Origin of the sequence: Nocardia sp. CA-151230 (assembly GCF_050942175.1) — a bacterium.
Lineage (GTDB): Bacteria > Actinomycetota > Actinomycetes > Mycobacteriales > Mycobacteriaceae > Nocardia.
On record NZ_CP192061.1, the window covers coordinates 4452845 to 4466495 of the forward strand.

Here is a 13651-nt window from a genome sequence, read left to right on the forward strand (position 1 = left end):
TCGGCTGGGGTGCGTTCCCCGGCGGCACCCGATTGCGGCGGTGTTTTCATCGGGCGTGGTCACCCGTCGACGGCGCGGAGTTCGGTCAGGAGCGGTTGCGCGGCCTCGGCGAGGAACCGATCCTGCTGTTCGTCGCCGACCTGCACGAGAGCGATATCGGTGTTTCCCGCCTGCTGGAAGGGCCGCACCGCATCGAGGACGGCGCCGAGGTCGGGCCCGCACGCGATCGTGTCTGTGATGTCGTGCGGGCGCACGAACTGCGTCGCGGCCGCGAAGCCCGCCGGGGTCGGCAGGCTCGCGTTCACATCCCACCCGCCCGCCGACCACCGGAACTGCACACGGGCGCGCGCAATTGCCTTGTCGCGGTCGACATCCCAGCTGATCGGCAGCTGTCCGGTCACCCGCGAGGTGGCCGGGCCGGAGTCGTCGACGTGCGCGCGATGCCAGGCTTCGACGAGTACGGCCTCGGGGCCGGTGCTGATCCTCTCGTCGGCCAGTGGCGCGAATCGTTGCACCGAGCGGGGGCCCGACACCGCCACCGCGATCGGGATCGGCTGCTGGGGCAGGTCCCAGATCTTGGCGGCGTCGATGCGATACCAGTGGCCGTGCCAGTGTGTATCCGAATCGGGTCACGGTCACTTCCTTGTTGCTCGGCTGGATATCGGGGGGCTACCGCTGATGGGTCGCCTACCCGTGTGGCAACAAGGTCGATCACGGCGGCGGAGGGGACGACGGCGATCGACCATCCACGTCGCGGGTATGGCAGCGACCACCCAGTTCCCCGGCCCGGGCCGGGACTATGGCTAGCCTGTAAACGGGTTGCGGCGCTCGATCAGCCGCTTGTACAGCGTGTGCTGGATCGTTTCGCGGACCTGATCGGTGATCTCGAACATGGTTATCGGGTCGTCGGCGGCTTCCGGCCCGTACGCGCCGGTGGGGATGGGCTCGCCGAACTCGATGTGCCACTTCGACGGCAGCGGGACAGCGCCGAGCACGCCCAGGTGTGGGAACAGTGGCGTCACAGGGAAGTACGGCAGGCCGAGCAGCCGGGCCAGCGGGGTGAGGTCGGCCAGTTTCGGATAGATCTCCTCCGAGCCGACGATCGAGCACGGAATGAGCGGCACACCGGTCTTGACGGCCACCGAGGCGAAGCCGCCGCGCCCGAACCGCTGGAGCTTGTATCGCGCGCTGTAGGGCTTGCCGACGCCCTTGAAGCCCTCGGGGAACACCCCGGCCAGCTCGCCGGTGCGCAGCAGCCGCTCGGCGTCGGTGGGGCACGCGCGCGTGTGCCCGGCCCTGCGGGCCAGCCCGGCCACGATCGGCAGCTCGAAGACGAGATCGGCGGCCAGCAGGCGCAGTGCCCGCTGCCCGGGATGGCGATCGTGCACTGCCACCTGCAACATCAGCCCGTCCAGGGGCAGCACGCCGGCGTGGTTGGCCACGATCAACGCGCCCCCGGCCTCGGGAACATGCTCGATACCGCTGACCTGCACCCGGAACCACAACTGCGACAGCGGCCGCAGCACCGGCAGGATCAGCGACTCCAGCAGGTGCTCGTCGAGACCGAACTCGTCGAGGCGGTAGTCACCGGTGAGGCGGCGACGCGCGAAGTCGACCGTGCCGCGGACGCCCGCAGCGAGATGGCCTGCCACCAGATCACCGAGGGTCACGCGAGGACCGCGGCGACGGCGAGTTTCCCGATACGCATGATGTGAACCACCGTTCGATTCGTTCTTCGCAAACTGCAATCGTGGAATGTGGAGCACAGAAACGGGCCGAGCGGTTCGATACTATCCCCGTCCGGCCGCGCCCACAGGCGCGGGTGAGGGTTTCGACGGTCTCGACCGGTTCGACCCCGGGGTTTCGGCCCACCGATCCTGGGCTAACGGAAAGCATTGCTGTCCAAGGAATTTCGCGGATCATCGGCGGGGGTGGCACGTGTTCGCGGGATCGTCACTGGAGTTCATCCGCCGGCTCGATGCCATGACGAACACGGTGCGGGACGCACGGATCGGTGGGGCAACCGGTCCGCGCCGAACGGAACGGTCAGGTACACGCACGCATGACCCGCCCCCCCGCACACGACTCTGTCGGTGTGGTGGCGGTCGGCGCGGTGCGCGACGCGGGCTCTCACCACTGCTGCCGACGATAGGCCGTCCTCACCTCGACCGTCGGGCGTTCGGCCGAGGAAATGCTTCGCCGATTCGCTACACCACCGCCACCTCGCCCGCCGTCGGCCAAGGGCGGCGCTCAGGGCCGTTGAAGACGCGGTGACCGGCGGCGAAAGAGGCTGTGCGGCATCGCGGAATCCGATATCGCCGCGAACGGGTCGGTCTTGGCGGTGGGTACGTGAGAAATATCCGACCCATGGCCTTCTCCCCAGGTCGGAATGTGATTCGTGTGGGACGCACCGTCAATAGTGACGGCAGCTCGATGATGAGGGCAGTGGACCGGTCGCGAGACGCCCGATGTCGGCACACGGGCTCGATGGAAGGCGTGCTTGTTAGGGATTCACGCAGGTGGGTAAGCCGCATCCAGGAGGTGGATGGATATGGCCGTATTGCTGCTGGTTCTGCTGCTCGCCGTCGTGCTCGCTGGATTGGGGTTCCTGGTGAAAGCCCTGTGGTGGGTCGCCGTCGTCGTGCTGGTGATCTGGATATTCGGATTTGTTTTCCCGACCGCCGATTCCGCGGGTAGCCGTGGGCGTTGGTACCGCTGGTAGCGGCTCACTATCCGTGCGGGCGTTGTGCGACCCAGTTTGCGTCTGGTGAAATGAAATGCCTGGGAAAGCTCCCCGCCCTCGTTCAGAGGAGTTGATCGTGCGGACCGAGGCTGCTGGAAGAAGGGTGCTTCCGCACCCGTGTGGTGAGTTGTCGGCGGGAGTGATCGAGGCGCTCGGAAAGCCTGCCGGCTCAGTGGTTCCGATGTGGTCCGCATCGGCTGATCCTTATGGCCGTGATCTACATTTGGCGCTGCACACGTGTTATGGCCTGCATTACGAGGATTTCGACGGTGTGGACGCGGGCTGGGAATGGGATCCGGGCCTGTTGAGCGTGCGTGCGAAGCTGGAACGCCATTTCCTCGAGGCGCTGCACGCCGATGTCGCCGATGGCGTCGATGTGGAGACCGAACTCGGGGAACTGTTGATTGTTCCCGACGAGGACTCCGGTGTCGCGGCGTTTCTGCGGGACCACGGCAAGCCCTGGCAGGTGCGCGAGTATTTCGTGCACCGATCGATCCTGCACCATCAGGAGGCCGATCCGTACGCGTGGTTGATTCCGCGGTTGCGCGGTCGGGCCAAGGCGGCACTGGTGGCCGTCGAGTTCGACGAATTCGGCGGTGGGCGCGGTGACAGGATTCATCAGCGGCTGTATGCGAATCTGCTGGAGGGGGCGGGTCTGGACCCGTCGTTCCTGTACTACCTGGATGTGGTGCCGGCGCCGATGCTCGCCATCGTGAACATGATGTCGCTGTTCTGTCTGCATCGTGGTCTGCGGGGTGCCGGTGTCGGTCACTTCGCGGCCGTGGAGATTACGTCCTCGCCGGCATCGCGTCGGTTGGTCGAAACATTGGAGAGGCTGCGAGCCGATCCGGCGTGTATCGCGTTCTATCGCGAACATGTCGAGGCGGATGCGGTGCACGAGCAGATCATGCGGCGTGAGGTGATCGGGGACCTGCTGGGACGCGAACCGGACGCACGTGCCTCGATAGTTTTCGGCATCCGCGCCACGAACCTGCTCGAGGACCGTTTCGCCGATCACGTACTGAGCTGTTGGCGTGACGGTCACACGTCCTTGCTCGGCCCGGAAACACCCGGTGCAAGGGATCAGAATTCGATGGCTCGTTTGCGCGTGCCAAACGAATTCGCGGCTGTTCACCTCAGGTCATGTTGATTCGTGCACCAGGTGTGTACAGGCCTCAGGCCGACACACACCTGCTCATCAGCGCGATGTTCGGTGCGGGCATTCCGCCGCACGGTCGTGTGCTGGATGTGGGTACCGGAACCGGGGTGCTGGCGATCGAAGCGGCCCGGATCAAGGCCGCGTCGGTCACTGCCGTGGACATCTCCCGTGCCGCGCTGGCGTCCGCGTGGATGAACAGCCGCCTGCAGGGCCTCGAGGTCGAGTTGATCCACGGCGACTTCGGCGCGGTGTTGCGTGGGCGGCGCTTCGACGTGGTGGTATCCAATCCGCCGTACGTGCCGTGCCTGGACAGCGGGCGTCCGCGGGGCGCGGCGAGATCCTGGGATGCGGGGGCAGACGGCAGGGCGGCGATCGACTCCCTGTGTCGGCTCGCACCCGAATTGCTTTCCGCGACTGGAATATTGCTGATGGTTCATTCGGCGCTGTGCGGCGTCGACAGCACCTTGAACCGTCTGAGGGAGGCCGGGTTGAAGGCCGCGACAGTCGCCAGGGCGAGTGTCCCGTTCGGCCCCGTGCTGCGCCGGCGCGCCGGATGGATGGTCGATCGCGGGATGTTACGACCCGGCCAGAGTCACGAGGAACTGGTGGTGATCCGTGCCGATCGAACCTGAAAATGAGCGACGGACGATTACCTACACCGTCGACGGGCCCATGCTGGTGGAAGGTCCGGTGCGACTGGTGACCGCTGATGGTCGCACGATTGTCTGCGATCGGTGCGTGGTGGCGCTGTGCCTGTGTCGTCGCTCGGCGATCTATCCGTTGTGCGACACCAGCCACCGCAAGCGCCGCCGCTGACCGCGTCACCGTCGACGAGTGGTCATCGCTACCGCATCTGCTGGGGTCTGCGGATGCCGGCGATGCAGGCCCGGCCCGGCGCGAAGCAGGGCGATAGCCGCGAAGCAGGGCGATAGCAAGGTGGGAACGGCCTCAGGTCCCGGCAGCGCCCTGGCGAAGGAGCGCTCTGGGTACGGTGAGGAGATGAGCGAGATCGCTGCGGCTGTGCGGCGACTGTCCGCCGACGCGGTGCAGTCGCAGCGCACGGTGGCGATCGCGGAGTCGTTGACGTGTGGGAAGTTGTCGTCGGCATTGGGTGCCGCACCGGAGTCCGCGCGCTGGTTACGCGGCGCGGTCGTGGCCTATAGCGCCCAGGTCAAGCATCAGGTGCTCGGAGTTCCCCACGTTCCCGTGGTCTCGGAGACCGCCGCACGCGCCATGGCCGCGGGTGTGCGGTCGCTGCTCGCGGCCGACGTCGCGGTGGCGGTGACCGGTGTCGGCGGCCCTGGTGCTCAGGACGGCGAACCGGCAGGGTCGGTATGGCTGGCGATCGATACCGCAGCGGGGCAGTGGGCCCGCCACGAGCAGTTCGACGGCGAGCCCGCCGAGGTGCTGGAGTCGACCATCGAGGTCGCGCTCGCCATGCTGCTCGCCGCGGTGGACAAGACCGCGTTGCCATCCTGATTCGGCCCGCGACCGGGCGGGGATGCGCGGCATTGGAGCGTCGGACGCCCGAACCCTCGGTGCCACCCGGTTTCCTCGGAGGACATTCGCTGAAAGGTCGCGACATGGCGGGGGTCACCGCAAGGCGACGGGGGATGGCGGGCCGATTCCGAGTCACCGGCAAATCTGAACCGGCAAATCTGCGAGTGCCGGGCGGTTCGGTTGAAACCGGACAGGGCGGGTAGGGCGTGAGCAAACCGTTGTGCTCACGGAGGAGGTCAGACAGCATGCCCGATCAGCCCATCACGAGCCCGCTCGACATCGATCGGCAGCGCGCGGCCGGAACCGCGCTGCGCGAAACGGTCGTCGACCTGATCGATCTGTCGTTGATCGCCAAACAGGCGCATTGGAACGTCATCGGCCCGCATTTCCGGTCGCTGCATCTGGCCCTCGACGAAGTAGTCACCGCCGCAAGGCAATTCACCGACGCCGCGGCCGAGCGGGCGACCGCGATCGGGGTCAGCCCCGATGGTCGCGCTGCCACCGTGGCACAGGAATCGGCGGCTGCCGGGATCACCGATTGCTGGCAGAGCGATACCGCCGTCATCGACGCCATGGTCAGCAATCTGTGGACGATCATCATCCGGCTACGCCAACGCATCGAAAGCACCGCTACGGCGGACCCGGTGACCCAGGACCTGCTGATCGATATCGCCGCTCGCCTCGAGCAGCTGCACTGGATGTGGCAGGCCCAGCAGGCACCGGCGGCGAAATAGTCCTGCGTCATGGAGATGCCGCACGCCTGATCCGGCTGCCGAACACCGTCGTTGACGCTCACTGCGAAGCGGATTCGCCCCGACTGGAACCCTTCAGCGGGCAACCACCCGTAGCGTTCGCAGCTCGGGGTCGGCGGGGTCGGGCACGTTCATGCCGGCGGCGAGTCCGGAGCGCAGATAGTCGACGACCGCGATGTCGATGAGCTCCCCGGGCACGATCACGGGGATGCCGGGTGGGTAGGGGGTGACCTGTTCGGCGGCGATACGGCCCGGTGCGTGTTCGATGGGCACGGTGTCGTAGGGGCCGAAGAAGGCGTCTCGCGGCAGCAGTACCGACTCGAGTTGCAGGTCGCGCGGCGAGGGTAGCCGAATATGGTGGGGGGCAGGGTTGTTCACCTGTATCCGCCAGGCTGTGAGCGCGTCCACCAGGGCGTCGACGGTGGTCTGGTCGTCGGCGATGGACAGGGTGGCCATGATGCGGCGGTGGTCGATGTGGCCCAGATCCAGGCGCCGGTTCTCGCGCATCCAGTCCGCGATCTGGTAGCCGGTGGCGCCGGTGTCGGAGATGTCCATCAGCACCTGGAGGCGGTCCAGATCGTGGGAGGCTTCCGCGCCCAGCAGTTCGTCGTGCATGATGGTGATTCCGGGGATCCGGGCCAGGGCCTCGCGCGCCCGATCAGCGGTTTCCAGTGCGGCGCCGAGCAATTCGCGGCCATGTTCGACCATCTGCCGTCGCCAGCCGTCCATCGCTGCGTAGAGCAGCACGTTGGGGCTGGTGGTCATGAGCAGGTCGGCGCACTGGCGCAGATGATCACGGTCGATCAGATCACCCTGGACGTGGAAGATCGACCCTTGTTCGAATCCGGCGCCCATCTTGTGCACACTGACCACACAGATATCGGCCCCGGCGTCCATGGCCCAGGTGGGCAGGCCGGGATGGAACGGCAGATGTGCGCCCCATGCCTCGTCCACGATGAGCGGTTTGCCGTACTCGTGGCAGATCTCGGCGATGGCGGCGATGTCGGCACACGTGCCATAAGGGCTGGGGCTGACGATGAGCACGCCGGCGGCCCGCGGATGGCGCTGCCATGCGTGCCGTACCTGTTCGGGTGAGGGTGGATGCGAAAAGTGCCGTGCCGCATCCCATCTGGGTGCGATCCAATAGGGCCGGACCCCGGAGAACACCAGCCCGGCCACAATGGATTTGTGGCTGTCGCGACCGAGGATGAGCCCGCCGTCGCCACCGGCCACCGCCAGCATGGCGGCCTTGACCGACAGCGAGCTGCCGCAGGTGGAGAAGAACGCGTAATCCGCGCCGACGGCGTCGGCCATCAGCTCCTCCGCCCGCGTCAGCCGATTGCCACGGGAGAGTCGGTCATCCATGCCTGGCGATGCCAGCACATCGACGCGCAGCGCGTCGCCGAGCACCGCGGTCACCCGCGGGTCCGCGCCGCGACCCTGCCGATGTCCGGGCGGGGTGAAGCCATAGCGGCCGAGCCGCCTGTAGTCGGCGAGCGCGTCGAGTACCGGAGCAGTCGAGTGATCCATCACGCCTCCCGAGTGCGGGCAGCCGTCGGCGCTTGGCTGGTTACTGGCCAGGGTAGTTGTGCTCGCTCAGTAGCCGGGCCAAGTGTGCGGTATTGCGGGCGAGGGTCGCGGTGGTTCTGGCGACCGCCTCGGGTTGTTCGTCGAGGTCGAGGTAGTCGGTGCTGCCCATGGCGTGGTCGTTCCAGTAGGTGCAGCCCTGGGCGGGGATGGTGAAACCGATGTCGTCGAGCCCCTGGAACAGATCCGCGACGATCTTGTGCGCGCCGTCTTCGTTTCCCACGACGGCGGCTATGGCGACCTTGCCCGTCATGGCGGGTCGGCCGGAGTCGTCGGTGTGGGAGAGTTCGGCGTCGAGTCGTTCGAGGACACGCTGCGCGATGGAGGACATGTGTCCTACCCAGGTAGGGGTCGCGACCAGCAGGATCTCGGAGGCGAGAATTTCGGCGCGGATGAGTGGCCATTGATCTCCGGTTCCCTCGTCGTCGCTGACGCCGGGGTGGACTTCATGGTCGACCACCCGGATGATCTCGCCGGTGACGTCGTGTGCGGCCAGCTGATCGAGGATCTGCCGGGCGATCAGGTCACTGCTCGACTCGGCCGGTGACTTCTTCAGGGTGCAGACCAGAGCGACGGCATTCAATTCGGTCATCAGAATCCACCACTTTCCGGATGTCGGTCCTTACCCGGGGCTTCGGCCGGTTGCAGCAGCCATTGCTGGATGCGGTTCACTTCCTCGACAGGAAACTTGGTGCCAGTGACGAACCGGTTGGACACGGGCGCGATACCCGGCGCGCGGGGGAGCAAACGCGGTCGGCATGCGGTTCGAGCTGCGGCGATCGCTTACCCGCCCATGGATCGGATTGCCATGGCCTCGGGGCTGTTTTCTCCGTGAACTCGGGGATCGGCCCGGGTGTGTGGGACCGCTGCACAAGGAAGCCGAGGCCGAGCACAGCTGGCGCAGCTTCATGAGACGGGCGTGGACCCCACCGAGTTCGTGAGAGGGGTGCAAATCCGCAGCGCGGCTCTGATTGAGCGACGCGATCCAGGGTAAACGCCCGACATCGGCGATGTTGTGGAGAGGAGAACCGCGATGCCGAAGACGACTGGGTCCGGAGATCCGAAACTATCGGAGTTGCCCAGTTCCATCCGCCGCTCGGAGGGAAGGCGCAACGCACGTTCGCCGAGGCGTTCGACTCGGCGCTCGCACAGTACCGCAGTGCGCACCGTGCGTACCGGGTGGCTTACAGCGCGTCGAAATACAGCGATGAGAAGGTCGGCGACCACTGGGAACCCAAGCAGCGGGGGCCCGTCGGACGAACGTGCCGAGCATGGGCCCGATCCCGTCGGAACGACGGCGGAAGGAGTCGACGCCGACGCGTGCGAACGGCATCCGCTGAAGTGGCTGGGCGACTGGGCATTCGCCGACGGTGGGCGATGACCAAGGCCGAACTCGTCGTGGCCATGGAGAAAAGGAACCGGCAGGAGACCGCCGAGAGCCGGGCCGCCCGAGCGAGATAGTTGTGCGTGTCGATTCGACAGTGGGAGAACATGATGCGCAGCGTGAGCGCCCGGTTCGAGGGCATACGGGGCGCGTGGGCGACACCCGTGGTCGGCCGTCGAACAGAGGAGAATCGAATGGCTGGAGAGTTCGACAGCAAACAGCGCCAATTGGATTCCTATCGGGTCGACCGTGAGCAGGGTCGTCTGACGACGCAACAAGGCGTCCGCGTGGAGAGCACCGATGATTCGCTCTCGGTCGGCGAACGTGGTCCTTCGCTTCTGGCGGATTTTCATGCCAGGGAGAAGATCACTCACTTCGATCACGAACGCATACCCGAGCGCGTCGTACACGCGCGTGGAGCGGGTGCGTATGGCTTCTTCCGGCCTTACCAGAGTTGGCTCTCCGACTACACCACCGCGCGTTTTCTCACCGATCCCTCCGTGGAAACGCCGGTTTTCGTTCGATTTTCGACGGTCGCGGGCTCGCGAGGGTCGGCGGACACGGTGCGCGACGTCCGCGGCTTCGCGACCAAGTTCTACACCGCCGAGGGCAATTACGATCTGGTCGGCAACAATTTTCCGGTCTTCTTCATCCAGGATGGGATCAAGTTCCCCGACTTCGTGCACGCGGTGAAACCGGAGCCGCACAACGAGATTCCGCAGGCCGCGTCCGCGCACGATACGCTCTGGGATTTCGTCGGGCAGCAGCCGGAAACCCTGCATGCGATCCTGTGGTTGATGTCGGACCGCGCGCTGCCGCGCAGCTATCGGATGATGCAGGGGTTCGGTGTGCACACCTTCCGGCTCGTCGATGCCGATGGCCGGGGTACGTTCGTGAAGTTCCATTGGAAGCCCGCGCTCGGTGTGCACTCGCTGCTGTGGGAGGAATCCCAGCAGATCGCCGGCCACGATCCGGATTTCAACCGGCGCGACCTGTGGGACTGCATCGCCGCCGAGCAGTTTCCGGAGTGGGAGCTGGGCGTGCAGTTGATCCCGGAGGATCGGGAGTTCGACTTCGACTTCGATCTGCTCGATGCGACGAAACTTGTTCCGGAGGAACAGGTTCCCGTTCTTGCCGTCGGGACCATGGTCTTGAACCGTAATCCGGACAACTTCTTCGCTGAAACCGAGCAGGTGGCCTTCCACACGGCGAACCTGGTGCCGGGCATCGATTTCACCGACGATCCGCTGCTGCAGATGCGCAACTTCTCCTACCTGGACACGCAGTTGATCCGGCTGGGTGGGCCGAATTTCGCACAGCTGCCGATCAATCGGCCGGTCGCCGAGGTGCGCAATCATCAGCAGGACGGCTACGGGCAGCAGGCCATACCGCGCGGCGAAGCCGCGTACACGGTCAACACGATCGGTGGCGGGTGTCCGGCCGTGGGCGGCGACGGCGCATTCCTGCACTCGCCCGAAGCGCTCTACGGCGCGGCGATTCGGCGGCGCGCCGAGAGTTTCCGCGAGCACTATCAGCAGCCTCGCATGTTCTGGCGCAGCATGTCCGAGCCGGAGGCTGACCACATTGTCGCGGCGTTCGCCTTCGAACTGGGGAAGGTGACGCGACCTGCGATCCGCACCACGGTTCTCGAGCAGTTGCTACAGGTCGACCCCGAACTCGCGATTCGCGTAGCGGACGAGCTCGGGGATACGAGCCTGCCGGCCGAGCCCACCGGTTCCTTGGAAGCAATCGTGTCGCCGTCGTTGTCGCAGCTGGACACAGTGAGCGACACCATCGCCACCCGCAAGATCGCGATCCTGACCGCGGAAGGCGCGGATATCGAGGGCATCCGCCGAGTTCGTGCCTGGCTCTCGGATCGGGGCGCGACCTCCGAAGTCATTGCGCCGCGCGGAGGCCGGGTGAACGCCGGGGACGGTATCGATGCGAATCTGCGTGTGGATCGTGCCCTGGCGACGGTGTCGTCGGTGCTCTATGACGGCGTTCTCGTGGCCGGCGGAACCGAGGCCGTCGACATATTGGCGAGCAGCGGCCAAGCCCTGCACTTCGTCCTGGAAGCCTTCAAACATGCCAAACCGATCGGCGGGTTCGGTGCCGGTGCCACAATGCTCCGCACAGCGGGCATCACAAGGGACGACCCCTCCGGTACCGACTCCGATCGGGCAAACGGGCTGATAGTGACCGCGTCCACCGGCGGTGATATCGGAGAGGACTTTGTCACCGACTTCGCGGAAGCCCTGGCCAGACATCGAATATGGTGGCGGTCCACTGCCGCAGTGCCCGCCTGAAACCCCGAGACGCTACGGCCCGATTCAGAGCGATGTCCCGACCCGGGCCGTAGTTACGGGCCGCGCGGTATTCCCACCGTGTAGAACGCCGCGCGGCCCCCCGAACCTGCCGCGCTCTGCCGTGGTAGCGGCCGTCTGTGATCCGTACGGAGTGTTCGTCAGGTGACGTCGAAGTCGCATGCGGGAACTGCCGGCGTGACAGCACAGAGGCACAGGGCAACCGGATACCGACGCACGATTCCTCAACCGAATCCTGTGTCCCGGTTCGCTCAGCGGGTAAGCCGATGGCATCAGCTATCACTGAGGAGGTGCGGACATGGTGGAGGTACCCGGGGGTGAAGGACCGAACCTGTCCCCGTTGTTCGAATCCACGGGCGTAGCTGGCTCGCAGGTGAACCGGATGCTGCGCGAACAAATCGGGCTCGCGATGCGAGACACCGTCAATGATATGATGCCGCAGCTGCGTGCGCGGGCCAGATTGCACGCGACGGCGGCCGTGCTGGCCCTATACGGCGGGGGTGCCTTGGTCACAACGGTACTGCTGCTGATCACGCTGGTGGCGCCCGCGTGGGTGGCCGCGCTCATCGTAGGGGCGATTCTTCTGATCGCGGCGGCAATCGTCCACGCCCTCGCGAAATCCCGCACCCATCCGGAGTCGAGCCCGGCTCCGGCGAAATTGCCCAGCGACGAACCGCACCAGTCGAAGTAGCGCCGCGTCCCAGCGCGATGGTTCGACTGGTGTCCGCCATCGCCGGATCGTCACCGTCGGTGCAGTAGCCGTCGCCGATGCGTGCGGCCAGCTTGGTCGCGCCCGGGCCGAAGCCGGAAACGTAGATGGGGACCGGCTTTTCGGGCAGGGTGTAGATGCGCGCGTCCTGCACGGTGTGGAACTCGCCCTCATGGTTGACTACGTCGCCGCGATGCAACTGGCGGATGAGAGCGAGGGCTTTCTCCAGCATCCACAGCCGCGCGCCCGTCGCGGGCCTGCACGGCGTGTTCCCGCCCTTGTGCCTCGATCGCCTGCTACCTGGTTCTCGAAACGAATTGGCCGACAGACGGTTTCGGTGCGGTACTCCCGGGTAGGTCCCGGATGTCCCTGCAATCCGATATACGGAGGTTTGTATCGCATGTCCGAGCATGAGAAGAGCGGGGCCCGAGAGGGCGTTGAAGGCGCGGTCGAGGGCATCAAGGGCGCAGCCAAGGAAGCCGCAGGCAAAGTCTTCGGTGACGAGGGGCTGCGTGAGGAGGGCCGCGCTCAGCAGGACAAGGCCCAAGCCCAGCGCGATGCCGCCAAGCGGGAGGCGCAGGCCGAGGCGGACCGGGCCCAGGCTCGAGCCGAGGAAGCGCGTCAACGAGCGCAGCAGAATCGGTGATGGGCATGGCCGAATCGAACGACACTGACGTAATCGACCTGCTGGTAGCCCAGCACGGCCAGATCAAAGCCCTGTTGCAGCAGGTGCATCTGACGGTTGGCCCGGTCCGGGAACAGGCGTTCCACGATCTGGTGCGGCTGCTGGCCGTACACGAGAGCGCCGAGGAGGAGGTCGTCCATCCGGCCTCGCGGCGTCATGCGGTGAGTGGCGAGATCGTCGACGGCCGGCTGCACGAAGAGCAGGAGGCCAAACAGGCCCTGGCCGCGCTCTACAACCTCGGCTTCGGGCATCCGGAATTCGATTCCGAATTCGCTGCTTTCGCCGAGAAGGTGATCGAACACGCGGAGCTCGAGGAGAAGGAGGAGTTCAGCAGGCTGCAATTGCAGGCGTCCCACGATGAGCGCGTCCAGCTCGCGAGCGCGGTTCGCTTCGCCGAGGCTTTCGCACCCACCCGCCCACATCCCGAGGTGGGTGGATCCCTGGCCGCGAATTTGCTGATCGGCCCGCCCCTGGCGGTGTTCGACCGGATCCGTGACGCCATCCGCGAGTGGCGTAAGCAGAGCAGCATCGCGTAGACCTTTGTCGGCCTTTGCCTCTCGCGGTCTCCGCACCGAAACCCCCGGTCTGCAATCGAACAGGCTGGGGGTTCCGGGTAGATGAGGGCGGACCCGCTCGCTCAACTACCGAATTCCATGAGCAGAACGAAGATTCGCCCTGCCAGAACCGAAGAATCCAGGTCAGATCGGAAATCGCCCGGATACCGAGGAGCAGGCCTGTAAAGGTGGTCAGGTCGGCACGGGCAGCTTCGGTTAGTCGACTGCACCCGACCCGCACGAGGCCGGCCGCA

Annotated in this window: 14 protein-coding genes and 2 pseudogenes; 11 read left to right on the forward strand and 5 right to left on the reverse strand. The window is 66.0% G+C overall.

Going from position 1 to position 13651, the window contains the following annotated elements; genetic code table 11:
* Window positions 1-59: 59 nt before the first annotated feature.
* Window positions 60-533, reverse strand: a complete 474-nt coding sequence (locus tag ACQP1O_RS20855; protein WP_433567427.1) for a hypothetical protein — start codon at window positions 531-533, stop codon at window positions 60-62.
* 270 nt (window positions 534-803) lie between these two features.
* The gene (locus tag ACQP1O_RS20860; RefSeq protein WP_433567428.1) at window positions 804-1670 is read right to left on the reverse strand and encodes a lysophospholipid acyltransferase family protein; all 867 of its coding nucleotides are present in this window, start codon (window positions 1668-1670) and stop codon (window positions 804-806) included.
* 881 nt (window positions 1671-2551) lie between these two features.
* Here ACQP1O_RS20860 and ACQP1O_RS20865 point away from each other — a divergent pair.
* From ACQP1O_RS20865 to ACQP1O_RS20890, 6 genes are all read left to right on the forward strand, one after another.
* On the forward strand, window positions 2552-2722 hold the full coding sequence (locus ACQP1O_RS20865) for a hypothetical protein (protein WP_433567429.1): 171 nt from the start codon (window positions 2552-2554) through the stop codon (window positions 2720-2722).
* 244 nt (window positions 2723-2966) lie between these two features.
* A complete protein-coding gene (locus ACQP1O_RS20870) occupies window positions 2967-3893 on the forward strand; it encodes an iron-containing redox enzyme family protein (protein WP_433567430.1) in 927 nt (308 codons plus the stop codon).
* Window positions 3887-4534 carry a HemK2/MTQ2 family protein methyltransferase gene (locus ACQP1O_RS20875; protein WP_433567431.1) on the forward strand — a complete coding sequence of 216 codons (648 nt, stop codon included), beginning with the start codon at window positions 3887-3889 and terminating at the stop codon, window positions 4532-4534. Before ACQP1O_RS20870 ends, ACQP1O_RS20875 begins: the two co-directional genes overlap by 7 nt.
* Window positions 4518-4718 (forward strand): CDGSH iron-sulfur domain-containing protein, encoded by a 201-nt coding sequence (locus ACQP1O_RS20880; protein ID WP_433567432.1) that lies wholly within the window; start codon window positions 4518-4520, stop codon window positions 4716-4718. Before ACQP1O_RS20875 ends, ACQP1O_RS20880 begins: the two co-directional genes overlap by 17 nt.
* Before the next feature lie 183 nt (window positions 4719-4901).
* The gene (locus ACQP1O_RS20885; protein ID WP_433567433.1) at window positions 4902-5381 is read left to right on the forward strand and encodes a CinA family protein; all 480 of its coding nucleotides are present in this window, start codon (window positions 4902-4904) and stop codon (window positions 5379-5381) included.
* Window positions 5382-5647: 266 nt separating this feature from the next.
* Complete coding sequence (locus ACQP1O_RS20890) at window positions 5648-6136, forward strand: Dps family protein (RefSeq protein ID WP_433567434.1); 489 nt, start codon at window positions 5648-5650, stop codon at window positions 6134-6136.
* A gap of 93 nt (window positions 6137-6229) precedes the next feature.
* Here the strand turns inward: ACQP1O_RS20890 and ACQP1O_RS20895 are convergent, their stop codons facing one another.
* Together ACQP1O_RS20895 and ACQP1O_RS20900 are read right to left on the reverse strand one after the other, a co-directional pair.
* A complete protein-coding gene (locus tag ACQP1O_RS20895; protein ID WP_433567435.1) occupies window positions 6230-7684 on the reverse strand; it encodes an aminotransferase class I/II-fold pyridoxal phosphate-dependent enzyme in 1455 nt (484 codons plus the stop codon).
* A gap of 40 nt (window positions 7685-7724) precedes the next feature.
* A complete protein-coding gene (locus ACQP1O_RS20900; RefSeq protein ID WP_433567436.1) occupies window positions 7725-8333 on the reverse strand; it encodes a flavodoxin family protein in 609 nt (202 codons plus the stop codon).
* Between the two features lie 441 nt (window positions 8334-8774).
* Between ACQP1O_RS20900 and ACQP1O_RS20905 the strand changes: the two are divergent.
* From ACQP1O_RS20905 to ACQP1O_RS20915, 3 genes and pseudogenes are all read left to right on the forward strand, one after another.
* A pseudogene (locus ACQP1O_RS20905) lies at window positions 8775-9202 on the forward strand (ChaB family protein).
* Window positions 9203-9319: 117 nt separating this feature from the next.
* Complete coding sequence (locus ACQP1O_RS20910) at window positions 9320-11431, forward strand: catalase (RefSeq protein ID WP_433567437.1); 2112 nt, start codon at window positions 9320-9322, stop codon at window positions 11429-11431.
* Between the two features lie 316 nt (window positions 11432-11747).
* Window positions 11748-12140 (forward strand): phage holin family protein, encoded by a 393-nt coding sequence (locus ACQP1O_RS20915; protein WP_433567438.1) that lies wholly within the window; start codon window positions 11748-11750, stop codon window positions 12138-12140.
* Window positions 12141-12192: 52 nt separating this feature from the next.
* Here the strand turns inward: ACQP1O_RS20915 and ACQP1O_RS20920 are convergent.
* Window positions 12193-12570, reverse strand: a pseudogene (locus tag ACQP1O_RS20920) (LLM class flavin-dependent oxidoreductase); the annotation flags it as partial.
* Here ACQP1O_RS20920 and mbp1 point away from each other — a divergent pair.
* Both mbp1 and ACQP1O_RS20930 read left to right on the forward strand, forming a co-directional pair.
* On the forward strand, window positions 12559-12804 hold the full coding sequence (gene mbp1, locus ACQP1O_RS20925) for a microaggregate-binding protein 1 (RefSeq protein WP_433567439.1): 246 nt from the start codon (window positions 12559-12561) through the stop codon (window positions 12802-12804). The pseudogene ACQP1O_RS20920 and the gene mbp1 sit on opposite strands and share 12 nt — an antisense overlap.
* A 5-nt stretch (window positions 12805-12809) precedes the next feature.
* Window positions 12810-13379, forward strand: a complete 570-nt coding sequence (locus ACQP1O_RS20930) for a hemerythrin domain-containing protein (protein ID WP_433567440.1) — start codon at window positions 12810-12812, stop codon at window positions 13377-13379.
* Window positions 13380-13651: the final 272 nt, after the last annotated feature.

Excerpts from the sequence above, each read along its gene's own strand:
- ACQP1O_RS20865 (WP_433567429.1), top strand. The coding sequence starts at position 2,552 with ATGGCCGTATTGCTGCTGGTTCTGCTGCTCGCCGTCGTGCTCGCTGGA.
- ACQP1O_RS20900 (WP_433567436.1), bottom strand. The coding sequence starts at position 8,333 with ATGACCGAATTGAATGCCGTCGCTCTGGTCTGCACCCTGAAGAAGTCA.
- mbp1 (WP_433567439.1), top strand. The coding sequence starts at position 12,559 with ATGTCCGAGCATGAGAAGAGCGGGGCCCGAGAGGGCGTTGAAGGCGCG.
- ACQP1O_RS20890 (WP_433567434.1), top strand. The coding sequence starts at position 5,648 with ATGCCCGATCAGCCCATCACGAGCCCGCTCGACATCGATCGGCAGCGC.
- ACQP1O_RS20895 (WP_433567435.1), bottom strand. The coding sequence starts at position 7,684 with ATGGATCACTCGACTGCTCCGGTACTCGACGCGCTCGCCGACTACAGG.
- ACQP1O_RS20910 (WP_433567437.1), top strand. The coding sequence starts at position 9,320 with ATGGCTGGAGAGTTCGACAGCAAACAGCGCCAATTGGATTCCTATCGG.
- ACQP1O_RS20915 (WP_433567438.1), top strand. The coding sequence starts at position 11,748 with ATGGTGGAGGTACCCGGGGGTGAAGGACCGAACCTGTCCCCGTTGTTC.
- ACQP1O_RS20930 (WP_433567440.1), top strand. The coding sequence starts at position 12,810 with ATGGCCGAATCGAACGACACTGACGTAATCGACCTGCTGGTAGCCCAG.
- ACQP1O_RS20875 (WP_433567431.1), top strand. The coding sequence starts at position 3,887 with ATGTTGATTCGTGCACCAGGTGTGTACAGGCCTCAGGCCGACACACAC.
- ACQP1O_RS20885 (WP_433567433.1), top strand. The coding sequence starts at position 4,902 with ATGAGCGAGATCGCTGCGGCTGTGCGGCGACTGTCCGCCGACGCGGTG.